This window comes from Virgifigura deserti, from assembly GCA_003576685.1.
GTDB lineage: Bacteria > Pseudomonadota > Alphaproteobacteria > Dongiales > Dongiaceae > Virgifigura > Virgifigura deserti.
The window spans coordinates 521241-544957 of sequence record QOZR01000001.1; the positions used below are offsets into that span (position 1 = coordinate 521241).

Sequence of the window (23717 nt, forward strand, 5' to 3'; positions counted from 1 at the left end):
TCAGTTGGGCCTCAGCTGGCAGCGCAGAAGCGCGAACGCTGCTTCGACCGAAGCCAAGCGCACCGCTTGGCGGTCGCCGGTGAAGTGATGGCGCTCGACCATCGTCGGAACGCCACCGCGGGCGCAGCCGAGGAACACCAGCCCGACCGACTTCTCCGGCGTGGCGCCGCCAGGACCGGCGATCCCGGTGACCGCCACGGATACATCAGCCCGGGCGTTGCGCAGTGCGCCGTCGGCCATGGCGCGGGCGACTTCGGCGCTGACGGCGCCGTGTGCCTTCAGCAGATCCACCGGAACGCCGAGAAGATCGGTTTTCGCCTCGTTCGAGTAAGTGACGAAGCCGCGCTCGACCACGTCGGAGGATCCGGCAATCTCGGTCAGGATGGCAGCGACCAAGCCGCCGGTGCAGGATTCGGCCGTCGCCACGCGCAGACCCGCCTGCCGGTATGCGGTGAGCAGCGCCTCCGCGTCACCAATCAGGCTCTCCGGAACATCCATCCTAGAGCACCCAGTTATCGAGCAGCAGTAGAACGGCTCCGGCATAGAGCGCAGCGAAGATATCATCCATCATCACGCCCCAGGGCCCGGCCACGCTCCGGTCTGCCCAGCGCGCCGGCCAAGGCTTCAGGATATCGGCGATGCGGAACAAGATGAAGGCGAGAACGTAGAACAGCGGATTCAAGGGCACGACCGCGAGAGTCAGCCACTGGCCGGCCACCTCATCGATCACCACCTGCCCCGGATCGTCGATGCCGCTGCGCTCGATATAGATGCCCGAGGCCCAGAGACCGGCCGTAAAGGCCGCGATCGCCGCAATCACGAGGCCAACCCAACCCGCATGGAGATGGATCGCCCAGCCGATGGGCAGGGCGACGGCCGACGCGAACGTCGCCGGCGTGTATGGCATGAACCCGCTGCCGAACCAGGTCGCGGCCAGGCATGCCGGATGCCAGAAGCTCAGGTTTTCCGGCGGCGACGTCAGGCGCATGATAATCTTTCGGATCAGGTGGCGGCGGGCAGGGTGACGGTCGCGACGGCCTGGGCCGCGATTCCTTCGCCGCGGCCGGTGAAGCCCAGGCCTTCGGTCGTTGTTGCCTTGACGCTGACCTGCCGGGACGGAAGCGCGAGAATGCCGGCAATCCGGTCGACCATCGCCTGGCGATGCGGCGCCACCTTCGGCCGCTCGCAGATCAGCGTCACGTCGAGGTGAACGATCCGGCCGCCGAGGGCGGCGACCTGCTCGCTCGCGAAGGCGAGAAATTGGGCCGAGTCCGCGCCGCGCCAACGCGGGTCGCTGGGCGAAAAATGCTGCCCGATGTCGCCTGCACCTACGGCGCCCAGAATCGCGTCGGTCAGGGCGTGCAGCCCGACATCCGCGTCCGAATGCCCCTCGAGACCGCGGTCATGGGGAACTCGAACGCCGCAGAGCGTGACGCCGGTGCCCGACCCGAACCGGTGCACGTCGAATCCCGTGCCTGTACGAAACTCCATAGCCGCGCCCGTCAATAGCCGTTCGGCGCGCAATAGATCGTCCGTCGTCGTAATCTTCAAGTTTTCTTCGGCCCCATGGACCAGCGCAACCGGCAGCCCGGCGGCTTCCGCCACCGCGGCATCGTCCGTCAGCCCTGCGCCTGCCTGGGACCGGTGCGCCGCCAGGATCTCGGCATAGCGAAAGCCCTGGGGCGTCTGGGCGCGCCAGAGCTGTCTCCGGTCCAGGGTCTCTGCCACCGTGAGGTCGCCGGCCGCACGCTTGACCGTATCGGCGAGGGGAACCGCCGCGATCGCCCCTGGGGCGCGATCCAGCGCCGCAAGAGTCCGGTCAATCGTCCCGGCGTCGACCAGGGGCCGGGCGGCATCGTGGATCAGCACCCGCTCCGGCGCCATGGGTGCCAGGCTTTCAAGACCGTTCAGAACGGACTGCTGGCGATCGGCGCCGCCGATCACGGGGTCCAGGAGGGAAAGACCGGCGGTTGCCGCGTCATAGCGCTCCCGGTCGTCGGAATGGATGATAGTCCGGACCGCGGAAATCTGCGGGTGGGCCGCGAAGGTCTCCAGGCAGTGACGGATCACCGGCCGGCCGGCCATCGGCTGGTACTGTTTCGGTGCCTCGCCGCCAAAGCGTTGACCGCGTCCGGCAGCGACGACCAGGGCGACGGATATGGACATTGGACCTCATACTTCGACGAGCTCAACATGAGGTTCTCATACTGGGCTCGTCGAAGTATGAGGACCGGCTCGAAAAGCTTTGGGCAGCAAGTACTAGTTTGCGGGGCAGCGTTTGCCAAGGGCAGGATTGGCAAGGTCTGACGGCATGCACCTTCTGGCAGCGGAGAGGACCAAGCTGTATAACCTCCGCCTATGAGCAGTGCTCTTGCCCTCAACCTGTCGGCGCTCGCGGCCCTCGTCCCGGCGTTTCTGCTCTCGCTCCGCCGCGACGGCGGGCGGGATGGTCTCTATTGGGTGGTGTTGGCCATCGCCGTCGCGGGACCGTTAACCTTGACCGTCGCCCGGCTGTCGCATGGCTGGATGACCGGCTTCTCGGTCGCGGTTTGGATCAGCATCGCGGCTACCATGTTGCTGTTCGCAGGTCTCGTCCTGCTCAACCGGGAAGCATGGCGGCTGACGCCGTTGCTGCTGCCCTATCTCCTTCTTCTCGGCGTCGGCGCCACGCTGTTCAGCCGTACGGCATCCGCGCCTTTGACCATGCCGCTGTCCGCCGTCTGGCTCGATCTGCATATCCTGATATCGGTGGCGACCTATGGCCTATTGACGCTCGCCGCGATCGCCGGGCTCTCGGTTTTCTTCCAGGAGCGGGCGCTGAAGCGGAAGCGGCCGACGGCCCTCTCGGATATTCTGCCCTCCGTGGCGGACGGCGAGGCGTTGCAGGTCGCGCTGCTGCGCGCCTCGGTCGTCGTGCTCGGCGCCGGCCTCGTCAGCGGGGTGGCGACACAGTTCCTCGCGACGGGCCGCCTGCTCGAGTTCGATCATAAGACGCTGTTCTCGTTGCTGGCCTTCGCCACGATCGCGGGCGTTCTGGCGGTGCATCACCGGACCGGCCTGCGCGGCCGCCGGGCCACCCGGATCGTGTTGCTGGGCTATCTGTTCCTCACGCTTGCCTATCCAGGCGTCAAGTTCGTTTCGGACGTCCTGCTCGCTGCGGATGGGCAATAACCGAGCGGTGCTACAGAAGCCTATGTCCCCCGCAATTCTCGGCCCCGATCCGAACCTGCTGCATCCTGTCCCGGAACACCCTCGTATCATGTTCGTCAAGAACCTGACGGACCTGCCGAATATCCAGATCGGCGATTTCACTTATTACGACGACCCTGAGGGGCCAGAGGCCTTCCGCCGCAATATCCTCTATCATTACGAATTCACGGGAGACCGCCTGAAGATCGGCAAATTCTGCGCGATGGCCACGGGAACCAAATTTATTATGAACGGTGGCAATCACCGCATGGACGGGATTACCACGTTTCCGTTCCCGATCTTCGGCCCCGATTGGCGCAACCGGTTCGAGGGTGAGTTCAACTTCCGTCGCCGAGGCGACACGACGGTCGGTAATGACGTCTGGATCGGCTACGACAGCTTGGTTCTGCCTGGTGTCACAGTCGGCGACGGGGCCATCATCGGGGCTCGATCCGTTGTCGCCGGTGACGTCCCGCCCTATGCGATCGTTGCCGGAAACCCGGCGCGGGTCGTCAGGATGCGCTTTGACGAGAAGCGCATCGCCCGACTTTTGGAGCTTCGGTGGTGGGACTGGGACGTCGGCGAGATTACGCGCCACATCTCCATCCTCAGCGCAGGTAGGGTCGAAGATCTGCCGACACTCCGCTGAGCCTTCGGGGCTGGAACATGGAAGGGGCGGGAGAGCACAGGGGGAGTCCTTCAGACGGCCGGATCCCGTTTGCATTATCGCAGGAAGCCGGTAAAAAGGCGGGGTAAGATGATTTTTTGTGCAGAAGCGTGGGATGCCTAGAAAATGGGCATAAAAATTGGCTCAATCGATATCGCCGATCCGGTGATCCTCGCGCCCATGTCGGGCGTGACGGACATGCCGTTCCGCCGTCTGGTGAAGCGAAGCGGGGCGGGGCTGGTCGTGTCGGAGATGATCGCCAGCCAGGCGATGATCCGCCAGTCGCGGCAATCGATGAAGATGGCGACCAACTGCGCCGAGGAATTCCCGATGGCGGTGCAGCTTGCCGGCTGCGAGCCGGAGGTCATGGCCGAGGCGGCGAAGCTGAACCAGGACCGCGGCGCGGCGATTATCGACATCAATTTCGGTTGCCCGGTGAAGAAGGTTGTCAACGGTCATGCCGGATCGGCGCTGATGCGCGACGAAGCCCATGCCGCCCGGATTCTCGAGGCCACGGTGAAGGCCGTGCCGCTGCCCGTGACCCTGAAGATGCGCACCGGCTGGGACGACCGGAACCGCAACGCGCCGAACCTCGCGCGGATCGCCGAAGCCTGCGGCATCCAGATGGTGACGGTGCATGGCCGGACTCGCTGCCAACTCTATAACGGCAGCGCCGACTGGGGCTTTGTCCGTCAGGTGAAGGAGGCCGTGCGTATCCCGGTCATCGTCAATGGGGACATCAACAGCTTTGCCGACGTCGTCCGGGCGCTAGAGGAATCCGGCGCCGACGGCGTGATGATCGGCCGTGGCTGCTATGGGCGCCCCTGGTTCCTGCGGCAGGTGATCCATTACCTGCGGACCGGCGAGATGTTGCCGGATCCGCCGCTGGACGAGCAGCTTGCGACGGTGCTCGCGCATTACGAGGACATGCTGCTGCATTACGGCGCCGAAACCGGCTCGCGGATCGGGCGCAAGCACGTCGCCTGGTACAGCAAGGGCCTGACAGGTTCCGCCGAGTTCCGAGCCTCCGTCAATCAGACGAGCGATCCGCGGCGGGTCAGGGAACTGATCCACGCCTTCTATGCGCCGCTTCTCGATCGCAAGGCCGCAGCCTGATGGCGCAGCGGGCGGTTCCTCTCGTCAAGCCGGCTCCCTCATCGCCACCCCCGGGATCGCCTCCGGTGACGGTCGAGTCCGCCGCAATCCTGAATGCGCTGCCGGAGCCGGTCTTCGTCATCGACGAGGCCGGCTGCTTTCGCGCCGTCAATCACGCCGCCGAGCAGTTCTTCGACAGCGGCGCGGCCGCCCTAGTCGGCCGGCGCATCCGGGACCTCGTTCCCGCGGACAGCCCATTGATCGCGCTGATCGATCAAGTCCGCGCCACCGGCAGCAGCATGTCGGAATACGGCATCACGCTGGAGACGCCGCGGATCGGTTCGCACGTGATCAGTGCCGGTGCGGCGCCAATCGCCGAGGCACCGGACTGCGTCGTGGTTTCCGTGCAGCAGCTCACGATCGCGCACAAGATCGATCAGCAACTGACGCATCGCGGGGCCGCGCGGTCGGTCACGGCGATGGCGGCGATGCTGGCGCATGAGGTGAAGAATCCGCTATCCGGCATTCGTGGCGCGGCACAACTGCTCGAGCGGAACGCGAGCGCCGACGACCTGCAACTCACGCGCCTGATCTGCGAAGAGGCGGACAGGATCGTCGGCCTCGTCGATCGTATGGAGATGTTCTCCGATCAGCGGCCGATCGAGCGCAGCGCCGTCAACATTCATCAGATCCTGGAGCACGTCCGGCGTGTGGCGGAAAGCGGCTTCGCCCGCGGCCGGCGCATCATGGAGTCCTATGACCCCTCGCTACCTCCGGTCTACGGCAATCGGGATTTGCTGATCCAGGTCTTCCTGAACCTGGTCAAGAACGCGGCGGAGGCGACCGCGGAGACGGACGGCGCCATTATTCTGACGACGCGCTATCAGGACGGCGTGCGTCTCGCGGCGCCGGGAAGTCAGGCACGGGTGCATCTTCCGCTGCTGATCAGTGTGCAGGACAATGGGGGCGGCGTTCCCGAGGATCTGCGCCCGCATCTGTTCGATCCGTTCGTCACTTCCAAGATAGGCGGGAAGGGGCTTGGCCTCGCCCTTGTCGCCAAGATCGTCGGCGACCATGGCGGGGTGGTCGAGTTCAACGGTGAACCGCGGCGTACAGTTTTCAGCGTAAGGCTTCCGATGGCGCCCGTTTCGAGGGAGCTGGAATGACAGCAACAATCCTCGTCGCCGATGACGACCGTGCGATTCGCACGGTACTGGACCAAGCGCTCGGTCGGCTGGGCCATCAGGTCCGCGCCACCGGCCATGCCGCGACCCTGTGGCAGTGGGTCAACGACGGGCAGGGCGATCTGGTCATCACCGACGTTCTGATGCCGGACGAGAACGGCCTCGACCTCATTCCGCGCATCAAGAAGCTGCGGCCGAACCTGCGGGTGATCGTGATGAGCGCACAGAACACGCTGCTCACCGCGGTGCGGGCGACCGAGCGCGGTGCGTTCGAGTATCTGCCGAAGCCGTTCGACCTTCGCGAACTCGTCGGCGCGGTCGAGCGTGCGTTGAACCAGCCGCACAGCGTCGCTGCCGGGGAAGCTGCGCCCGCCGACGAGGAGGCGCTGCCGCTGATCGGTCGCTCGCCGGCCATGCAGGACATCTATCGCGTCCTCGCCCGCCTGATGGCGACTGACCTGACGGTGATGATCACCGGCGAATCCGGGACGGGAAAGGAGCTGGTGGCGCGCGCGCTTCATGATTTCGGAAAGCGGCGCGCTGGGCCGTTCGTCGCCGTCAATATGGCGGCGATTCCCCGCGAGCTAATCGAGAGCGAACTGTTCGGCCATGAGAAGGGGGCCTTCACCGGTGCGTTGACCCGCAGCTCTGGCCGGTTCGAGCAGGCCGCCGGCGGGACGCTCTTTCTCGACGAGATCGGCGACATGCCGCTCGAAGCCCAGACCCGCTTGCTGCGTGTCCTGCAGCAAGGAGAATACACGACCGTCGGCGGCCGCCTGCCGATCCGGGCCGACGTTCGGATCGTCGCCGCCACGCACCGCGCCCTGCCGCAGCTCGTCCGTCAGGGGCTGTTCCGTGAGGATCTGTTCTATCGCCTGAACGTCGTTCCGATCCGGCTGCCGCCGCTGCGCGAACGCGCCGAGGATATCGCCGATCTCGTGCGTCATTTTCTCGCCGAGGCGCGAGCCGACGGGTTGCCGCCGAAATCGCTCGATGCGGCCGCGCTGGAGCGGCTCAAGGCCTATATGTGGCCGGGCAATGTGCGGGAGCTGGAGAATTTGGTGCGGCGCTTGGCGGTGCTGTACAGCGAGGACGTGATCGGACTCGACGCGATCGAGGCGGAACTCGCAGAGGCGCCGACCGCATCGCTGCCGCTGCCAGCCGGTGAATCGCTCGGCGCTGCCGCCGAACGCCAGCTGCGGGAGTACTTTGCGGCGCATAAGGAAGGCCTTCCGGCCGCTGGCCTCTATGATCGGGTTCTGCGCGAGGTCGAGCGGCCGCTGATCGCGCTTACCCTCGAGGCGACGCGGGGCAACCAGATCCGCGCGGCGCAGCTCCTCGGCCTCAACCGTAACACATTACGTAAGAAAATCCGGGAGTTGGACATCCGTGTGGTCCGGAGCATAAAATAGGTGATCCGAGTGGCGATCCTATTGATGCATCAGAAATCACGCCCGCAGAGGGCGCGACCGTAGCCGGCCCGGCCGTGACTAGCGACATCGCCGCGTCACCCGTCAAGATGCTCCGACGGCTCACGCGTTGGGGGCGGAGCGTCAGGCTCGAGCGGAAGCTCGCGGTCACGCTGCTGGTTGCCGCGTTGCTGTCGGGCTTCGCGACCTACCTGGCGCTGACCGGTGCGTTCGGGATCGCGCCGAAGCCCGATACGATTCTGCTTCTGCTGCTGTTGAACCTCGTCGTCCTGCTGCTTCTCGGGACGCTCGTGGCGCGGCGGCTCGTCATGCTCTGGATGGAGAGGCGGAGCGGTCTTGCCGGCGCCCGGCTTCACGCGCGCCTTGTCCTGCTGTTCAGCTTGGTCGCGGTGACGCCGACGATCATCGTCGCCACCTTCTCCGCCTTGTTCCTCAATCTCGGTATGGAGGCCTGGTTCAGCGAGCGCGTCCAGACCGCCGTGCGGGACTCGCTGATCGTCGCCAAGGCCTATCTGGAAGAGCACCAGCAGCGGATCGGCGCCGAAGCCTTGGCGATGGCCAACGACTTGCGCCGGGAAGGTCCGATCCTGCTGACCAACCGCCAGCGTGTCGAGCAGGTGATGGAGCTGCAGTCGACGCTGCGCTCGCTCACCGAGGCGGTCATCATCGACGAAGAGCGTCAGATCCTCGCCCACGCCGGCTACAGCCTGATGCTCGAGTTCGACCTCGATCTGCCTGAGTGGGCGCTCGATCGAGCCCGGCGCGGCGAGGTGGTGGTTCTGCCGAGCGATACCGAGGACCGCGTTCGCGCCCTGGTGCGGCTCGACGATTACGCCGACACTTTCCTCTATGTCGGCCGCGTGGTGGACGGCCGCGTATTGAACCATCTCGACAAGACGGAAGGGGCCGCGCAGCTCTATGAACGGCTGGAGGGACAACGGTCCGGATTGCAGATCACCTTCGCCCTGATCTTCTTTATCGTCGCCCTGCTTCTACTGTTCGCGGCGATCTGGGTCGCGCTGATCTTCGCCACTCAGCTGGTTCGGCCAATCAGCAGCCTCTTCGCAGCGGCACAGCAAGTGAGTACGGGCGACCTGTCCGTGCGGGTCCGCGAAGGCTCGAAGAACGACGAGATCGGCTCCCTCAGCCGTGCCTTCAATCGGATGGCCGCGCAACTCGAGAGCCAGCGCGGCGATCTGATCGATGCCAATCGCCGGCTCGAGGAGCGCAGCCGGTTCACCAAGCTGGTCCTCTCCGGCGTCTCGGCGGGCGTGATCGGTCTTGACGTGCATGGCCGGATCAACCTTCCGAACCGGTCCGCGTCCGAGCTGTTGGGTACCGATCTGGGAAGCATGGTGGGGCAGGACCTAGCGGCGGTGACCCCCGAGATGGCGGAACTCGTGGAGGCGGCGCGGGTCCGCCCGAACCGCGTCGCGACGAGCCAGATCCGGCTGCTGCGCGGTGCCCATACACGGACGTTGCTGGTCCGGGTGGTCGCCGAAGTCGGCGAGGCTGGCCTCAGGGGCTTCGTCGTCACCTTCGATGATGTGACGGAGCTCCTGTCGGCGCAGCGCAAGGCGGCATGGGCGGACGTGGCACGGCGCATCGCGCACGAGATCAAAAACCCGCTGACGCCGATCCAACTCTCCGCCGAGCGCCTCAAGCGGAAATATCTGAAGGAAATCAAGAGCGATCCGGAGACCTTCACCGTCTGCACCGATACGATCGTGCGCCAGGTCGGCGATATCGGCCGCATGGTTGATGAATTCTCGTCCTTCGCCCGGATGCCGTCGCCGGTCATCCGACCGGAGAATCTCGTTCACCTCTGCCAGCAGGCCATATTTCTTCAGCAGAGCGCCCACCCAAAAATCGCCTATTCGATGGAGTTTCCCGACGGCCCGGTGGCGGTACCGTGCGATGCGCGCCAGGTCGGGCAAGCGCTGACGAATTTGCTGCAGAACGCCGCCGACTCCATTGAGGCGCGGAAGAAACGGCCGGATACGCCTCTGCCCGTTGGCCAAGTTCTGGTCCGAATCACCCAGGAACCCGAGCAAGTCGTAGTGGCGGTCGAGGACAATGGTCGTGGACTTCCCGCGCAAGAGCGGGAGCGGCTCACCGAGCCCTATGTGACGACGCGGGCTAAGGGCACCGGTCTGGGACTGGCGATCGTGAAAAAGATCATGGAGGATCATGGGGGTGATCTGATATTGGACGACCGGGACGGTGGCGGAGCATCCGTCAGGCTCGTTTTCCGTGCCGCCGCCGCCCCGATCGAAACCGAGGACCCGCTTCCCGAGCGACAGACCGAACCGTTGGCCCATGGCGTTTGACATTCTGATCGTTGACGACGAGGCCGATATCCGGCTCCTGATCGCCGGCATTCTCGCGGACGAAGGCTTCCAGACCCGCGAGGCCGCCGACAGCATCTCGGCGCTCGAGGCCGTTCGCGCGCGCCGGCCGAGCCTCGTCATTCTCGACATCTGGCTGCAGGGCAGTCCCATGGACGGCATCGAGGTGCTCGAGGCGGTGAAGCGCGAGCATCCGTCCACCCCGGTGGTGATGATCAGCGGCCATGGCAACATCGAAACCGCCGTCGCCTCCATCAAGCGGGGCGCCTATGACTTCATCGAGAAGCCGTTCAAGGCGGACCGGCTTCTTCTCGTCGTCGAACGCGCGATCGAAGCGGCTCGGCTCCGGCGCGAGAACGAGGAGCTGCGGCTTCGGGCAGGCGGGGAGGCAGAGCTCCTCGGCGACTCCTCGGCCATCAATCAGGTCCGGCAGGCAATCGACCGGGTGGCGCCGACCGGCAGCCGTGTGCTGATCACCGGGCCGGCGGGAGCCGGCAAGGAGGTCGGGGCGCGATTGCTGCACCGGCGGTCGAAGCGGACAGGGGGCGCCTTCGTCGTTCTGAATTGCGCGACGATGCATCCCGACAGGCTCGAGGTCGAGCTGTTCGGGACGGAAGGCGATGCCAGCAGTGACACACTGGTCAAAATTGGAACGTTCGAGCAGGCGCATGGCGGCACGCTTCTGCTGGACGAGGTAGCCGACATGCCCCTCGAAACCCAAGGGAAGATCGTGCGTGTCCTTCAGGATCAGAACTTTCAGCGGGTCGGGGGCAGCACCCGGGTCGAGGTCGACGTCCGCGTCATTGCCTCGACCAATCGCGACTTGGCCGCCGAGATGGCGGCGGGACGGTTTCGCGAGGACCTGTTCTATCGGCTGAACGTCGTGCCGATCCGTATCCCTCCGCTGCGCGAGCGGCGCGACGACATCCCGATCCTGGTACGCTATTTCCTCGCGCGCTCGGCCGAGGTCGCCGGACTTCCGGCGCGGACGATCGGCAGCGACGCAATGATCGCCTTGCAAGGCTATGACTGGCCCGGCAATGTGCGCCAGCTTCGCAACGTCATCGACTGGCTGTTGATCATGGCGCCGGGCGAGGCCGGGGACGTCATTCGCGCGGACATGCTGCCGCCGGACATCGGCAGCATCGCGCCGGCCACGCTTCGCGCTGACGACGGCGGCGAAGTGATGTCCCTGCCGCTTCGCGAGGCGCGGGAGGTCTTCGAGCGCCACTATCTGGATGCGCAGATGACGCGGTTCGGCGGCAATATTTCACGCACCGCGGCTTTCATCGGCATGGAGCGCTCAGCGCTGCACCGCAAGCTCCGGTCGCTTGGCCTCGGCGCTGCGGAGCGGCCGTTGAAATCGGAAGGTTGATTACTTTGCGTGTCGATTCTCAACTTGCCGCGGACATGTTCTCATGAAGGTGATCGTCTGTGGCGCCGGACAGGTCGGTTCCAACATCGCCCGCTATCTCGCGAGCGAGGGGAACGATGTCACGATCATCGACACGGAACCGGCTCTCGTCGAGAAGATCAGCAACAGTTTGGACGTCCAGGGCGTCGTCGGCTTCGCCTCGCATCCGGACGTGCTTGAGCGTGCCGGTGCCCGGGATGCCGACCTGATCATCGCGGTGACCTTTTACGACGAAGTCAACATGATCGCCTGCCAGGTCGCGCACTCGCTGTTCGACGTGCCGACAAAGATCGCCCGGGTGCGGCAGCAGAATTACCTGCAGCCGATCTGGGCCGATCTTTTCAGCCGCAACCACCTGCCGATCGATGCGATCATCTCGCCCGAGATGGAGGTCGCCCGGGCGATCAATCGCCGGCTGGCGATCCCGGGCGCCTTCGACGCAATTCCGTTGTCCGACGGCAAGGTCAGCCTTATCGGCGTGCGCTGCGACGCCGAGTGCCCGATCATCAACACGCCGCTGCGACACCTGACGGCACTGTTCCCCGACCTGCATATCACGGTCGTCGGCATCATCCGCAACGATCGCAAGATCGTGCCGACGGGGGAGGACGAGATGCAGGTCGGGGACGAAGTCTATTTCGTCGCCGATAGCGCGCACCTGACCCGTGCGCTCGCCGCCTTCGGGCATGAGGAGCGAGAGGCGCGCCGTCTGATCATCGTCGGCGGCGGGAATATCGGCTTGTTCCTCGCGGAGACGATCGAGGAGGAGCATCGCGACGTCGATGTCAAGCTGATCGAGCTCGACCGCAAACGCGCCGAGTTCGTGGCGCAGACGCTCAGTCGGGTGGTCGTGATTCAGGGCGATGCGCTGGATGTCGAGATCCTGACCGAAGCCAACGTGAAGGCGACGGAGACGGTCATCACCGTCACCAATGACGATGAGGTCAACATCCTGGCCTCGCTGCTGGCCAAGCGGTTCGGCTGCGAGCGCTCGATCACGCTGATCAACAAGACGACCTACGCGCCCTTGATGGGCAGCCTGGGGATCGATGCCGTGGTGAGCCCGCGCGGCATCACCGTTTCCACCATTCTCCAGCATGTTCGCCGCGGCCGCATACGCTCGGTCCACTCGCTGGGCGAAGGGTTCGGCGAGATCATCGAGGCGGATGCGCTGGAGACCTCGCGGCTCGTCGGGGTGCCGTTGCGCGAGGCGAAGCTGCCGCCGGGCGTGATCATCGGGGCGCTGGTCCGCGACGGCGCGGTGATCATTCCGCGCGGCGATACCGTTGTTCGGATCAACGACCGGGTCGTGCTGTTCGCCGCGGCCGATGCGGTCCGGAAAATCGAGAAGATGTTCTCTGTAAGACTGGAATTCTTCTAAGAAGGGATCGTTGCCGATGCCGCGTCTTGCCTATGTCAATGGCCGCTATGTTCCGCATGCGCAGGCCGCTGTCCATATCGAGGATCGGGGATATCAGTTCGCCGACGGCGTCTATGAGGTGGTGCCGGTCTATCGCGGAATCCTCGTCGATGAGGAGCCGCATCTCGACCGTCTCGACCGGTCGTTGTCGGAACTCCGGATCGCTTGGCCGATGTCCCGCGAGGCGCTGCGGCTCATCCTTGGCGAACTCATCCGCCGCAACGGGCTGACCAACGGACTCGTCTATCTGCAGATGACGCGGGGAACGGCGCCGCGCGATCATAAATTCCCAGCCGCCAGCGAAACCGCGCTCGTCATCACCACGAAGCGCCAGAATCCGATCTCCGAAGCGGTGCTGGCCGAGGGCGTTTCGGTCATCACGATTCCGGACATTCGCTGGCGACGCTGCGACATCAAATCCATCTCGCTGCTTCCGAACGTCCTCGGCAAGCAGCAGGCCGTCGAAGCGGGGGCCTATGAGGCTTGGCAGGTCGATGACGACGGGTATGTGACAGAAGGCACCTCGACCAACGCCTGGATCGTCAGCGCCGAGGGGCAGTTGGTGACGCGCGGGGTCGAACACGCGATCCTCAACGGCATCACCCGGCGCTCGCTCCTCGACCTAGTACGCGAGGCCGGCATCGCGCTCGAGGAGCGCCGGTTCACCGTCGCCGAGGCAAAGGCCGCGCGCGAGGCCTTCCTCACCAGCAGCAGTTCCTTCGTGCTGCCGATCACGCGCATCGACGACAGTCCGGTCGGCAGCGGCAAGCCGGGCGCCCTGACCAAGCGTTTGCGCGAACATTACGTCAGCCACATCACCCACGCCGAACGCAAAAAAGCCCTGGCATGAACTGCGAGCCCATGGCTTCGGTGCTGCGCCGGCCGCGCGCCATCCTGTTCGACTGGGACAATACGCTGGTCGATAACTGGCCCGTGATTCAGGATGCGCTGAACACGACGCTGACGGCGATGGGGCATACGCCCTGGACTCTGGCGGAAACGCGGGATCGCGTCCGCGCCTCGCTCCGCGACAGCTTCCCGCGGATGTTCGGCGATCGCTGGCACGAAGCGGAAAAGATCTATTACGACACGTTTGCCGCCAATCACCTGCGGCGGCTGCAGGAGATGCCGGGCGCCGGCGCCATGCTGGCGGGATTGGCGGCCCGCGGTCTCTACCTCGCCGTCGTCAGCAACAAGCAGGGCCGTTTCCTCCGGCTCGAGGCCGATCAATTGTCCTGGACCGGCTATTTCGGCCGCCTGATCGGCGCCAAGGACGCCCCGCGCGACAAGCCGGCAGTCGAACCGGTGGACTTGGCTCTGTCGGGCAGCAGAATCCCGCGCGGCGCCGATGTCTGGTTCGTCGGTGACACGGACATCGACATCAACTGCGCCGTTGGTGCCGGCTGCGTGCCGATCCTGATGCGTGCCGATCCGCCAGAGGATCATGAGTTCGTCCAGAACCGCCCAGCTCGGCATGTCGCCGATTGCGACGCACTGACGGCACTGGTGGACAGTTTTTAGCGTCCTGCCACGAACGCCTCACAGCACCAGCGGTTTCCCTGTCCGAAAATCTGTGATACCGATTTACCGGGCTCCAGCGGGAACTTCATGACCCCCAGAAGTGTTTCGCCGGATGCCTCTCGGTAGTAATTTCGGGCCCCGACTCGGGCTCCAAAAAAGACCGGGCCCCAAAAAACAGCAGAACATAAGGGGAGCCTATGGCCGCAGAGAAATCGCAGAACGTTCAAGACGTCTTTCTGAACCACATACGCAAGAGCAAGATCCCGGTAACGGTATTTTTGGTCAATGGTGTGAAATTGCAGGGAATTGTCACTTGGTTCGATAACTTCTCGGTGCTGCTGCGACGCGATGCGCATTCGCAGCTTGTCTATAAGCACGCCATTTCGACCATCATGCCGGCCGGTCCGATTCAGCTCTTCGATCCCGCCAAGGAGGCGGAAGAGGCATAGAGTTGGGGCGCTCCCGGAACACGGATAAGACACCGCACGGCACCGCCGCAACCCAGACGACGGCGGGCCAGACAGCAGCGGGATCGGGGAAAGCGCTCGTGCTTTCCCCCGTTCTCCGGGACGGCATGCAGCCGGGCCGGCCGGCCGAGGCGCGGCTGGCAGAGGCTGTGGGTCTTGCACGTGCCATCGATCTGACCGTCGTACATGCGGAAACCGTCCGTCTGAGCCGGCGTCGGCCCGCCACCTTGTTCGGCAGGGGCGCCGTCGAGACCTTCCAGGAACTGATCGCCGCCGAGGAGATCGGGTTGACCGTCGTCGACGCATCGCTGACGCCCATCCAGCAGCGCAATCTCGAGCGCGCCTGGAGTTGCAAGGTGATCGATCGAACGGGCCTAATTCTCGAGATCTTCGGTGAGCGGGCCCGGACGCGGGAGGGTCAGCTTCAAGTCGAGTTGGCCGCGCTCACCTATCAGCGCAGCCGACTGGTCCGGTCCTGGACCCATCTCGAACGGCAGCGCGGCGGTTTCGGCTTTCTCGGCGGTCCGGGCGAATCTCAGCTCGAAATGGACCGGCGCCTCATCGGTGACCGCATCACGAAGATCAAACGGGATCTGGAGGAGGTGAAGCGGACGCGGGCGCTGCATCGCCGTGCGCGGCGGCGGGTGCCCTACCCGGTGGTGGCCCTGGTCGGCTACACCAACGCAGGCAAGTCGACCCTGTTCAATCGCCTGACCCGGGCGGAAGTGATGGCGCAGGACCTGCTGTTCGCGACGCTCGACCCGACCATGCGGGCGGTGCGCCTGCCTTCCGGCCGGGATATCATCCTTTCGGATACTGTCGGGTTCATCTCCGATCTGCCGACCGATCTTGTCGCCGCGTTTCGGGCGACGCTCGAAGAAGTGCAGGAAGCGGACATCGTCATCCATGTCCGCGACATTTCCCATCCGGAGACGGCGGCGCAGAAGCAGGACGTCGATGCCGTGCTGCAGGACCTCGGGCTGGATCCGGCGCTCGCCGACGGGCTGATCGAAGCCTTGAACAAGATCGATCTGCTCGAACCAGCCTCGCGCGAGCAGCTGGTCTCGCAAGCAGAGCGTGAGCCGGATCAAATCCCGATCTCGGCGGCCATGGGGGAGGGATGTCCCGATCTGCTGGCGGAAATCGATCGGCGCCTCGCCGCGGCCCGCCAGGTGGCAGAGTACCGGCTCGGCCACGACGAAGGCAGCGCGATCGCTTGGCTCTACGATCACGGCGAGGTCCTCGGGCGCCGCGAAGATGAAGCCTTTTCCTACCTCCGGGTCAGCCTCGACCCTGCGGACATCAGCCGGTTCGAGCGGATGCGTGCTCGACTGAACGCCTAAAGCGCCCGTTCGACGATCGAAATCATGCTCCCGGACATCCAGACGGTGACCCGGCTGATCGAGGAGGTCGCCGCAACCGAGATCCTGCCGCGCTTCAACCGCCTGGCGGCCGGCGAGGTGCGGGAGAAGGGGCCCGGCGACCTCGTGACCGTTGCCGACGAAGCCGTCGAGGCACGTCTCACGCCATTGTTGGCGGCGCTCGTGCCGGGCAGCGCCGTCATCGGCGAGGAGGCCGCCGCGGCCGATCCGGCGATCCTGGCGCAGTTCTCGCGGCAGCGGGAGGTATGGGTGATCGATCCGCTCGACGGGACATCGAATTTCGCCGAAGGACGCCCCGTCTTTGCGGTCATCGTCGCCTTCGTCCGCGACGGTCGGACGGTCGCCGGCTGGATTCACGATCCCATCGGCGCCGTCACGGTGACGGCCGCGGCGGGAGAGGGCGCCTGGTGCGGCGACCGTCGACTGACCGTCGCCGCAGCACCGGCCGTGCCGGCGGAGATGACAGGCACGCTGCTCGCCGGCTTCTTCGGCGCGCCCGACCTCGGCCGTCGAATTCAGGCGCGGCGCGACCAGGTGCGGGCGCAGCGGAGCCTGCGTTGCGCCGGCCAGGAATATCTCCGCCTCGTCGAGGGGAGAATGCATTTCACCTTGTTCACGCGCCTGATGCCCTGGGACCACGCCGCCGGCGTGCTGATCCATGCGGAGGCGGGCGGGCACAGCGCCTATCTCGACGGCGGCGGCTACCGTCCGGCGCAGTTCGACGCGCCCGGCTTGCTGCTGACACCGGATCCGGCAAGCTGGCAGGCGCTCCGCGATCTTTTGCTCGGCGACTGAAGCCGGTACCATGGCGCTCCAATTTTGCGAAGACAGAGGACGATGATGGCGAAGAAGGTGACGTTTCTGGGCCTCGGTGTGATGGGATTCCCGATGGCCGGTCACTTGGCGGCGGCGGGTCACGAGGTCGCGGTTTATAACCGAACGACCTCTCGGGCCGAGGCCTGGGTTGCCAAGCATGGAGGACGGCAGGAGCGGACGCCCGCGGCGGCGGCGAAAGGAGCCTCCCTCGTCTTCGCCTGTGTCGGCAATGACGATGATCTTCGCAGCATCGTGTATGGCGAAACGGGCGCGCTCGCCGGTATGGAGAAGGGCGCCGTCTTCATCGATCACACGACCGCGTCGGCGGAGGTCGCGCGCGAGATCGCGGCAGCCGCGGCGGAGTCCAACCTGCATTTCCTCGACGCGCCCGTCTCAGGCGGCCAGGCCGGCGCCGAGAACGGCAAGCTGACGGTTATGGTCGGCGGCGAGCCGCCGATCTTCGAGCAGGCCAAGCCTGTGATCGACAGCTATGCGCGCTCCTGTGTCCTGATGGGTCCGGTCGGGTCGGGGCAGCTCACCAAGATGGTCAATCAGATCTGCATCGCCGGCCTGTTGCAGGGCCTGTCGGAGGGCATGAACTTCGCCCAGCGTGCCGGTCTCGACGGCAAGCGCGTCGTCGAGGTGATCTCGAAGGGCGCCGCACAGTCCTGGCAGATGGATAACCGGGCTCTGACGATGCTGGAGGGCGAGTTCGATTTCGGCTTCGCCGTCGATTGGATGCGCAAGGATCTCGGCATCTGTCTCGCCGAGGCCAAGACCAACGGCGCCCGGCTGCCGGTCACCGCGCTCGTCGACCAGTTTTACGCCCAGGTTCAGGCACGCGGCGGCCAGCGCTGGGACACCTCCAGCCTGATTCAGTTGCTGGCGAAGGACTGATACTGGCGACGAACTAGCGCCGCTTAATCGCGCTCACCACCCTCGGTCCGTTTGGCCTGCTGCCACAAGGCCTCCATCTCGTCGAGCGTGGCGTCGGCCGGCGTTCGGCCCTGGGCGGTCAAGGCATCCTCGATCTGTCTGAAACGCCGATCGAACTTTCCGTTTGCGCGGCGGAGCGCGGCTTCGGGATCGAGCGACAGATGCCGCGCGAGATTGACACAGGCGAACAGCAGGTCGCCGACCTCGTCCTCCAGCCGTTCGGGCTCGGCGTCCGCAGCCATTTCAGCGGAAATCTCGCCGAGTTCCTCGGCGATCTTCTCCAGCACGGGTGCGGCCATCGGCCAGTCGAAGCCGACCCGAGCCGCTCGCTTCTGCAGCTTTACGGCGCGGGTGAGGGCGGGCAGGCCGGCGATCACGCCGTCGAGGACGCTCGCGGCGCGCCCGGCCGCCTCTGCCTCTGCCCGCCGCTCGTGCGCTTTTTGTTCCTCCCAGGCCCGGGTCTGCGCCGCAGCGGACTCTATCGTTGCCGCGCCGAACACATGCGGATGGCGCCGAACCATTTTTTCCGAGATTGCGTCGGCGATCTGGCCGAAATCGAACGCGCCGCGCTCGCGCGCCATCTGGGCGTAGAACACGACCTGGAACAGCAAATCGCCAAGCTCGTCCTTGAGCGCCACCATGTCGCCTTGCTCGATCGCGTCGGCGACCTCGTAGGCTTCCTCGATGGTGTGGGGTGCGATCGTCGCGAACGTCTGCTCCAGATCCCACGGGCAGCCGCGCTCCGGATCGCGCAGTCGCGCCATGATGGCGAGCAGGCGCTCGATCGGCGCCCGTCGCCGATCGCCGGACGGATGGGTATACGAGTGATCGGTCATCTCTGGCCTGTGCTTCGTCGCTCTAAGGAGGACAGGACAATACGGAAGATCGGCGCTCGGACGAAGAGGAGTCTATGGACGCTGACCTCGTGCCGACGTTCAGAACCGAATATGCGCATAATATATATTATGGAAAATAGACTCAGATTCTTGAGGCGCCGATTCCCCTCGATACTCGAAACCGAAGTAGCAACGCGATAGGGTGCGCCATGAAACAAGCCCAAGTACTTGCACCGGCCGATGCTTAGCTTAAACCGACCGCCATGTGACGACGGCGTCGTCCGCAGTGCACCGGATACGCCCGGCTGCGCGGAGCGGGCGAAGCCGTGGGTACTGGCCGCGACGATCCTCGGCTCGAGCATGGCGTTCATCGACGGCTCCGTGGTCAATGTCGCGCTTCCAGCCATCCAGGCCGACCTCGCGGCCTCCGTCAGCGGGGCGCAGTGGGTCGTCAACGCCTATATGCTGATGCTGGGGGCGCTGATGCTGGTCGGCGGATCGGCCGGCGACCGCTTCGGGCGGAGGCGCATTTTTGCCTTGGGGATCATCATCTTCACGGCCGCATCCGTGGCCTGCGGACTAGCGCCGAACACCACTGCCCTGATCGCCGCTAGGGCAGCGCAGGGTGTCGGCGGCGCGCTGTTGGTCCCGAGCAGTCTCGCCATCATCGGCGCATCGTTTCCGAAAGAAGAGCGCGGCAGCGCCATCGGCACCTGGGCCGGCTTCTCGGCCCTTACCACCGCCTTGGGGCCGGTGCTCGGCGGCTGGCTGGTGGACGCGCTGTCCTGGCGCATGATTTTTTTCATCAACCTGCCCCTCGCCCTCATCACGCTGGCGATTGCATTTCGATATGTGCCCGAAAGTCGAGACGAGACGAACGATGCGGGCGTGGACTGGCGCGGCGGGCTGCTTGCGACGCTCGGACTCGGCGCCGTTGTCTATGGCTTGACCATCGCGTCTGACCTGGGTTGGGCGCATCCGGCCGTGTTCGGTGCGTTGCTTGCAGGTGCATTGGCCTTGGCTCTGTTCGTCCGGTCCGAGGCTCATGCACCCTCACCCATGATGCCGCTCGGCCTGTTCCAGTCGGCGACCTTCAGCGGCGCCAACGCGTTGACGCTGCTGCTTTATTTTGCGCTGAGTGGCGCGTTATTCTTCCTGCCGTTCAACCTGATCCGGCTCCAGGGCTATTCCGCCACGCTCGCGGGCGCAGCCTTCCTGCCGTTCACCCTGATCATGGGCGGGCTGTCGCGCTGGTCCGGCGGGCTGTTCGATCGCTTCGGCGCGAAGTGGCCGCTGATCATCGGCCCGGTCATCACGGCGGCCGGGTTCGCATTGTTCGCCCTGCCCGGCATCGGCGGATCCTACTGGACGACGTTCTTCCCGGCGATGGTGTTGCTCGGGCTGGGGATGGCCGTCAGCGTCGCGCCGTTGACCACGGCCGTGATGGACGCGGTGGCGGAGCGCCACGCGGGCGCAGCCTCCGGTATCAATAACGCCATCTCGCGGGTTGCCGGCATGCTTGCGGTTGCGCTGCTGGGGGCCGTCGCGGTCGGCGTATTCGAGGCGGCGCTCGACGAGCGCGTGGCCAAACTCCAGCTCTTACCCGAAGTCCGTCAGGCACTCGAGGCGGAAGTGCCGAGGCTGGCCGAAGCAGAGGTGCCGCCGCAGGTCGACGGCGCGGACCGCACGGTGCTGGCGCGGGCTTTGGACGAGTCCTTCCTGCAGAGCTTTCGCGTCGTGATGCTCATCGCCACCGGACTGGCGCTCGCAAGTGCGCTGTGTGCCGCCTTGACGATCAGGACGTCGCGCGACCGAATAGCTCGTCAGTCCGGGATCTCGACGACTAGGCCGTCATAGCCCGGCTCCACGCCCTGCGGACAACGCGCCGCGAGATCGTCATAGTCGATCATATGGTTCAGGTGGGTCAGAACCGCATGCTTCGGCTTCAGCCGATCGATCCAGCCGAGGGTTTTCTCGAAATGCGCATGGGTCGGATGCGGCTCGTAGCGCAGGCAATCGACGATCCAGAGGTCCAGGCCGGTCAGTTCGGCGAACGCCGCTTCAGGCAGGTCCACCACATCGGTCGAATAGGCCATGCGGCCGAGACGATAGCCGAGAGTCACGGTGCCATAGCCATGCTGCTGTTCGAACGCCGTCACCGGGATATCGTTGATCGCAAACGGCCCGGTGATCTTGCGGACCTCGAGGAACGGCTTGTACAGAACGCCGGAGCCCTGTTCCGACTGGCGGAAGATGTAATCGAAGCGATGGCTGAGCACGGCCATCGTCTCGGCGACGCCATAGGCCGGTATCGGCGGCGCCTCCAGATTCCGCCGCAGAAAGCGCAAATCGTCGATTCCGTGGCAGTGATCGGCATGGTCATGGGTATAGAGCACGGCGTCGATCCGCGTCGCTCCGGCATCGAGAAGCTGCGCCCGTAGGTCGGGCGAGGTATCGATCAGCACTGTGGTGTCGCCCTGCTCCACCAGCACCGACACGCGGCGCCGGCGGTTCTTCGGATTGTCCGGGTTGCACCGCCCCCAATTGCCGCCGATCAGAGGAACGCCGCCGGAGCCGCCGCAACCGAGAACCGTGACCCGCATCAGCCGCCCGGCGCTCCGCTGGCGGGCGCATGCGCCTTGCCGAACAGGCGGAAGAAGTTCGCCGTGGTGGTTCGGGCGAGCTCGTCGACGGTAACGCCGCGCAGCTCGGCCACGCGCGCCGCCGTATGGACGACGAACGCCGGCTCGTTTCGCTTGCCGCGATGCGGCATCGGCGCCAGATAGGGCGAGTCGGTTTCGACCAGAAGCCGGTCGGCAGGTACATCCCGCGCGATCTCCCGCAGCGCCTCGGCATTCTTGAAGGTCACGATGCCGGACAGCGAGATGTAGAACCCCAATTCCAAAGCTTTTTCCGCGAGTTCCCGGCCGGAGCTGAAGCAATGCAGCACGCCGGTCAGCCTTCCACCGTCGGTTCCCTCGGTGAGCAGCGCCGCCATATCCTCGTCGGCATCTCGCGTATGGACGATCAAGGGCAGCCCGGTTTCGCGCGCGGCCTTCATATGGGCGCGAAAGACCGCCTGCTGCTGGTCCCGCGGGCTGTTATCATAATAGTAGTCCAAGCCGGTTTCGCCGATCCCGACCACCTTGGGGTGCGCCGCCAATCCGATGAGACGCGCCGCGTCGACATCCCCCGCATTTTCCGCTTCGTGCGGATGGACGCCGACCGAGCAGTAGACATTGTCGTAGCGCTCGGCGATGCCGAGGACCTGTTCGAACTCGTTGAGGCGCGTGCAGATGGTCACGAGCGTTCCGACGCCCTCCCCCTCCGCTCGCGAAACAACGACGTCAAGATCGTCGTTGAAGTCCTTGAAATTCAAATGACAATGGCTGTCGACAAGCATCAGCGCCCCGTCTTTTGGGAATCGTCGTCCTCGGGCTTGATATAACGTGGGAAAATGGGTTCCGGTTTCGGCAGGGCCGTTCCCGGCGCCAAGGCGCCGTCCGGTCCCAGCGACGCGAAGGTCCGGCCCTCCGGAGCTACGGCGAGCTGGTCGAGCAGTCGAGCACAGGACTCCGGCATCACGGGCTGAGTCAGAATCGCCAGGTGACGGATCGTTTCCGCCAGCGTATAGAGCACCGTGTTCATGCGCGCGGGATCGGTCTTGCGCAGGGTCCAGGGCGCCTGCTCGTCGACATAGCGATTGGCGTCGCCCACCACCTGCCAGGCCGCCTCCAGCCCGCGGTGGAAGGCCTGTTCGCCGAAATCGGCGCGGAGCCGGTCGAACAGTTCCCGCGCCGCCGTCAACAGCGCCTCGTCCGCCGCCTTCAAGGCATTTGGCCGAGGCACCGCCGCCTCGCAGTTCTTGTGGATCATCGACAGGACGCGTTGCGCCAGATTGCCGAAATCATTCGCCAAGTCGCTGTTGATGCGGTTGATCGCAGCCGTCCGGCTGAAGTCACCGTCATTCCCGAACGGCACTTCGCGCAGCAGGAAATACCGGATCTGGTCGAGCCCGTACTCGTCGGCCAGCACAACCGGGTCGATGACGTTGCCTACTGACTTGGAGATCTTCTGCCCCTCGTTCGTCCACCAGCCATGGGCGAACACGCGCTTTGGCGGCTGCAACCCTGCCGCCATCAGGAAGGCCGGCCAGAAGATCGCGTGAAACCGCAGAATATCCTTACCCACCATGTGAAGATCGGCAGGCCAAAAGGTTGAATAATCTTTATTCTCCGTATCGGGGTATCCGACCGCCGTAATATAGTTGGTGAGCGCGTCGAGCCAGACATACATGATGTGATCCGGGTCGTTCGGAACCGGAATGCCCCAACGGAAGGTCGTCCGGCTGACCGAGAGATCCCTGAGCCCGCTCCTGACGAAGCTGATCACCTCGTTCCGGCGGCTCGCTGGACCTATGAAGCCGGGATTCTGCTCATAGAAGGCCAGCAGCCGCTCCTGCCATGCCGAGAGCCGAAAGAAGTAGGACGGCTCCTCCACCCACTCCACCTCGGCCCCGGAGGGTGCGATCTTCTTGCCGCCCGGCCCGTCACGCAGCTCGCTCTCGTCATAGAACGCCTCGTCGCGCACGGCGTACCATCCGGCGTAAGAGCCAAGATAGATCTCACCCGCCTCCTTCAGTCGCGTCCACAGCGCCTGGCAGGCGCGGACATGGCGCTCCTCCGTCGTCCGGATGAAGTCGTCGTTCGAGAAGTTCAACGTCTTCGCCAAGTCCCGGAAATTCAGCGACACCTTGTCGGTAAAGGCCTGCGGATCCATGCCGGCCGCCTGGGCCGATTTCTCGACCTTCTGGCCGTGCTCGTCCGTCCCGGTCAGGAACTTGACCCGGCGACCGTCGAGCCGCATGAATCGGGCGAGCACGTCGCAAGCAAGGGTCGTGTAGGCGTGGCCAATATGCGGCGCGTCGTTGACGTAATAGATCGGCGTGGTGATGTAATAGGGTTGTGGCCCCACGATTTCCGGTCTCCTGCAGAGGCGGCGCGGATGCGACC

The 23717-nt window shown here is 65.1% G+C and carries 22 protein-coding genes; 15 read left to right on the top strand and 7 right to left on the bottom strand.

What is annotated here, in order from left to right; all coding sequences use genetic code 11:
- The 3 genes from DT069_RS02545 to DT069_RS02555 are packed head-to-tail and all read right to left on the bottom strand — an operon-like array spanning nucleotide 1 to nucleotide 2166.
- Complete coding sequence (locus DT069_RS02545) at nucleotides 1-498, bottom strand: CinA family protein (RefSeq protein ID WP_119458674.1); 498 nt, start codon at nucleotides 496-498, stop codon at nucleotides 1-3.
- Between the two features lies 1 nt (nucleotide 499).
- Nucleotides 500-988: a phosphatidylglycerophosphatase A family protein gene (locus tag DT069_RS02550; RefSeq protein ID WP_119458675.1), complete on the bottom strand. Its 489-nt coding sequence runs from the start codon at nucleotides 986-988 to the stop codon at nucleotides 500-502.
- A 14-nt stretch (nucleotides 989-1002) separates the two neighbouring features.
- Nucleotides 1003-2166, bottom strand: a complete 1164-nt coding sequence (locus tag DT069_RS02555) for a bifunctional 2-C-methyl-D-erythritol 4-phosphate cytidylyltransferase/2-C-methyl-D-erythritol 2,4-cyclodiphosphate synthase (RefSeq protein ID WP_119458676.1) — start codon at nucleotides 2164-2166, stop codon at nucleotides 1003-1005.
- Between the two features lie 192 nt (nucleotides 2167-2358).
- Between DT069_RS02555 and DT069_RS02560 the strand changes: the two genes are divergently transcribed.
- From DT069_RS02560 to DT069_RS02625, 14 genes are all read left to right on the top strand, one after another.
- Nucleotides 2359-3171, top strand: coding sequence for a cytochrome C assembly family protein (locus DT069_RS02560; protein WP_119458677.1), 813 nt, complete (start codon nucleotides 2359-2361; stop codon nucleotides 3169-3171).
- Nucleotides 3172-3193: 22 nt separating this feature from the next.
- Nucleotides 3194-3838, top strand: a complete 645-nt coding sequence (locus DT069_RS02565) for a CatB-related O-acetyltransferase (protein WP_119458678.1) — start codon at nucleotides 3194-3196, stop codon at nucleotides 3836-3838.
- 144 nt (nucleotides 3839-3982) lie between these two features.
- Nucleotides 3983-4972, top strand: coding sequence for a tRNA dihydrouridine synthase DusB (gene dusB / locus DT069_RS02570; RefSeq protein WP_119458679.1), 990 nt, complete (start codon nucleotides 3983-3985; stop codon nucleotides 4970-4972).
- Nucleotides 4973-5037: 65 nt separating this feature from the next.
- On the top strand, nucleotides 5038-6117 hold the full coding sequence (locus tag DT069_RS02575; RefSeq protein WP_425449944.1) for a two-component system sensor histidine kinase NtrB: 1080 nt from the start codon (nucleotides 5038-5040) through the stop codon (nucleotides 6115-6117).
- A complete protein-coding gene (ntrC, locus tag DT069_RS02580; protein ID WP_119458681.1) occupies nucleotides 6114-7547 on the top strand; it encodes a nitrogen regulation protein NR(I) in 1434 nt (477 codons plus the stop codon). The genes DT069_RS02575 and ntrC overlap by 4 nt, the downstream gene beginning before the upstream one ends.
- A gap of 74 nt (nucleotides 7548-7621) precedes the next feature.
- Nucleotides 7622-9895 (top strand): sensor histidine kinase NtrY-like, encoded by a 2274-nt coding sequence (locus tag DT069_RS02585; protein ID WP_425449945.1) that lies wholly within the window; start codon nucleotides 7622-7624, stop codon nucleotides 9893-9895.
- Complete coding sequence (ntrX, locus tag DT069_RS02590; protein WP_119458683.1) at nucleotides 9885-11288, top strand: nitrogen assimilation response regulator NtrX; 1404 nt, start codon at nucleotides 9885-9887, stop codon at nucleotides 11286-11288. The genes DT069_RS02585 and ntrX overlap by 11 nt, the downstream gene beginning before the upstream one ends.
- Nucleotides 11289-11331: 43 nt before the next feature.
- Nucleotides 11332-12708 (top strand): Trk system potassium transporter TrkA, encoded by a 1377-nt coding sequence (gene trkA / locus DT069_RS02595; protein ID WP_119458684.1) that lies wholly within the window; start codon nucleotides 11332-11334, stop codon nucleotides 12706-12708.
- Nucleotides 12709-12724: 16 nt separating this feature from the next.
- Entirely contained in the window at nucleotides 12725-13597 is an 873-nt protein-coding gene (gene dat, locus DT069_RS02600; RefSeq protein ID WP_119458685.1) for a D-amino-acid transaminase, read from the top strand.
- Complete coding sequence (locus DT069_RS02605) at nucleotides 13594-14268, top strand: HAD family hydrolase (RefSeq protein ID WP_119458686.1); 675 nt, start codon at nucleotides 13594-13596, stop codon at nucleotides 14266-14268. The genes dat and DT069_RS02605 overlap by 4 nt, the downstream gene beginning before the upstream one ends.
- Nucleotides 14269-14465: 197 nt before the next feature.
- Nucleotides 14466-14717, top strand: a complete 252-nt coding sequence (hfq, locus tag DT069_RS02610) for an RNA chaperone Hfq (protein WP_119458687.1) — start codon at nucleotides 14466-14468, stop codon at nucleotides 14715-14717.
- Nucleotides 14718-14815: 98 nt separating this feature from the next.
- On the top strand, nucleotides 14816-16078 hold the full coding sequence (gene hflX, locus DT069_RS02615) for a GTPase HflX (protein WP_425449946.1): 1263 nt from the start codon (nucleotides 14816-14818) through the stop codon (nucleotides 16076-16078).
- Between the two features lie 24 nt (nucleotides 16079-16102).
- The gene (locus DT069_RS02620) at nucleotides 16103-16912 is read left to right on the top strand and encodes an inositol monophosphatase family protein (RefSeq protein WP_119458689.1); all 810 of its coding nucleotides are present in this window, start codon (nucleotides 16103-16105) and stop codon (nucleotides 16910-16912) included.
- 42 nt (nucleotides 16913-16954) lie between these two features.
- The gene (locus tag DT069_RS02625; RefSeq protein WP_425449947.1) at nucleotides 16955-17830 is read left to right on the top strand and encodes an NAD(P)-dependent oxidoreductase; all 876 of its coding nucleotides are present in this window, start codon (nucleotides 16955-16957) and stop codon (nucleotides 17828-17830) included.
- Nucleotides 17831-17853: 23 nt separating this feature from the next.
- Here DT069_RS02625 and mazG read toward each other — a convergent pair whose 3' ends face one another.
- Nucleotides 17854-18705, bottom strand: a complete 852-nt coding sequence (gene mazG, locus DT069_RS02630; protein WP_119458690.1) for a nucleoside triphosphate pyrophosphohydrolase — start codon at nucleotides 18703-18705, stop codon at nucleotides 17854-17856.
- A gap of 228 nt (nucleotides 18706-18933) precedes the next feature.
- Here mazG and DT069_RS02635 point away from each other — a divergent pair, with 228 nt between their 5' ends.
- A complete protein-coding gene (locus tag DT069_RS02635) occupies nucleotides 18934-20562 on the top strand; it encodes an MFS transporter (RefSeq protein WP_425449948.1) in 1629 nt (542 codons plus the stop codon).
- Here DT069_RS02635 and DT069_RS02640 read toward each other — a convergent pair.
- The 3 genes from DT069_RS02640 to metG are packed head-to-tail and all read right to left on the bottom strand — an operon-like array spanning nucleotide 20529 to nucleotide 23682.
- Nucleotides 20529-21308, bottom strand: a complete 780-nt coding sequence (locus DT069_RS02640; protein WP_119458692.1) for an MBL fold metallo-hydrolase — start codon at nucleotides 21306-21308, stop codon at nucleotides 20529-20531. The two genes, DT069_RS02635 and DT069_RS02640, sit on opposite strands and share 34 nt — an antisense overlap.
- On the bottom strand, nucleotides 21308-22108 hold the full coding sequence (locus tag DT069_RS02645) for a TatD family hydrolase (protein ID WP_119458693.1): 801 nt from the start codon (nucleotides 22106-22108) through the stop codon (nucleotides 21308-21310). The genes DT069_RS02640 and DT069_RS02645 overlap by 1 nt, the downstream gene beginning before the upstream one ends.
- A complete protein-coding gene (gene metG, locus DT069_RS02650; protein ID WP_119458694.1) occupies nucleotides 22108-23682 on the bottom strand; it encodes a methionine--tRNA ligase in 1575 nt (524 codons plus the stop codon). The genes DT069_RS02645 and metG overlap by 1 nt, the downstream gene beginning before the upstream one ends.
- Nucleotides 23683-23717 lie beyond the last annotated feature (35 nt).

Bases quoted from the DNA above. Each gene is read 5' to 3' on its own strand.
- DT069_RS02645 (WP_119458693.1), bottom strand. From the start codon at position 22,108: ATGCTTGTCGACAGCCATTGTCATTTGAATTTCAAGGACTTCAACGAC.
- trkA (WP_119458684.1), top strand. From the start codon at position 11,332: ATGAAGGTGATCGTCTGTGGCGCCGGACAGGTCGGTTCCAACATCGCC.
- DT069_RS02640 (WP_119458692.1), bottom strand. From the start codon at position 21,308: ATGCGGGTCACGGTTCTCGGTTGCGGCGGCTCCGGCGGCGTTCCTCTG.
- dusB (WP_119458679.1), top strand. From the start codon at position 3,983: ATGGGCATAAAAATTGGCTCAATCGATATCGCCGATCCGGTGATCCTC.
- hfq (WP_119458687.1), top strand. From the start codon at position 14,466: ATGGCCGCAGAGAAATCGCAGAACGTTCAAGACGTCTTTCTGAACCAC.
- ntrX (WP_119458683.1), top strand. From the start codon at position 9,885: ATGGCGTTTGACATTCTGATCGTTGACGACGAGGCCGATATCCGGCTC.
- DT069_RS02550 (WP_119458675.1), bottom strand. From the start codon at position 988: ATGCGCCTGACGTCGCCGCCGGAAAACCTGAGCTTCTGGCATCCGGCA.
- DT069_RS02555 (WP_119458676.1), bottom strand. From the start codon at position 2,166: ATGTCCATATCCGTCGCCCTGGTCGTCGCTGCCGGACGCGGTCAACGC.
- mazG (WP_119458690.1), bottom strand. From the start codon at position 18,705: ATGACCGATCACTCGTATACCCATCCGTCCGGCGATCGGCGACGGGCG.
- DT069_RS02625 (WP_425449947.1), top strand. From the start codon at position 16,955: ATGATGGCGAAGAAGGTGACGTTTCTGGGCCTCGGTGTGATGGGATTC.
- DT069_RS02620 (WP_119458689.1), top strand. From the start codon at position 16,103: ATGCTCCCGGACATCCAGACGGTGACCCGGCTGATCGAGGAGGTCGCC.
- DT069_RS02545 (WP_119458674.1), bottom strand. From the start codon at position 498: ATGGATGTTCCGGAGAGCCTGATTGGTGACGCGGAGGCGCTGCTCACC.
- dat (WP_119458685.1), top strand. From the start codon at position 12,725: ATGCCGCGTCTTGCCTATGTCAATGGCCGCTATGTTCCGCATGCGCAG.
- DT069_RS02605 (WP_119458686.1), top strand. From the start codon at position 13,594: ATGAACTGCGAGCCCATGGCTTCGGTGCTGCGCCGGCCGCGCGCCATC.
- ntrC (WP_119458681.1), top strand. From the start codon at position 6,114: ATGACAGCAACAATCCTCGTCGCCGATGACGACCGTGCGATTCGCACG.
- DT069_RS02560 (WP_119458677.1), top strand. From the start codon at position 2,359: ATGAGCAGTGCTCTTGCCCTCAACCTGTCGGCGCTCGCGGCCCTCGTC.
- DT069_RS02565 (WP_119458678.1), top strand. From the start codon at position 3,194: ATGTCCCCCGCAATTCTCGGCCCCGATCCGAACCTGCTGCATCCTGTC.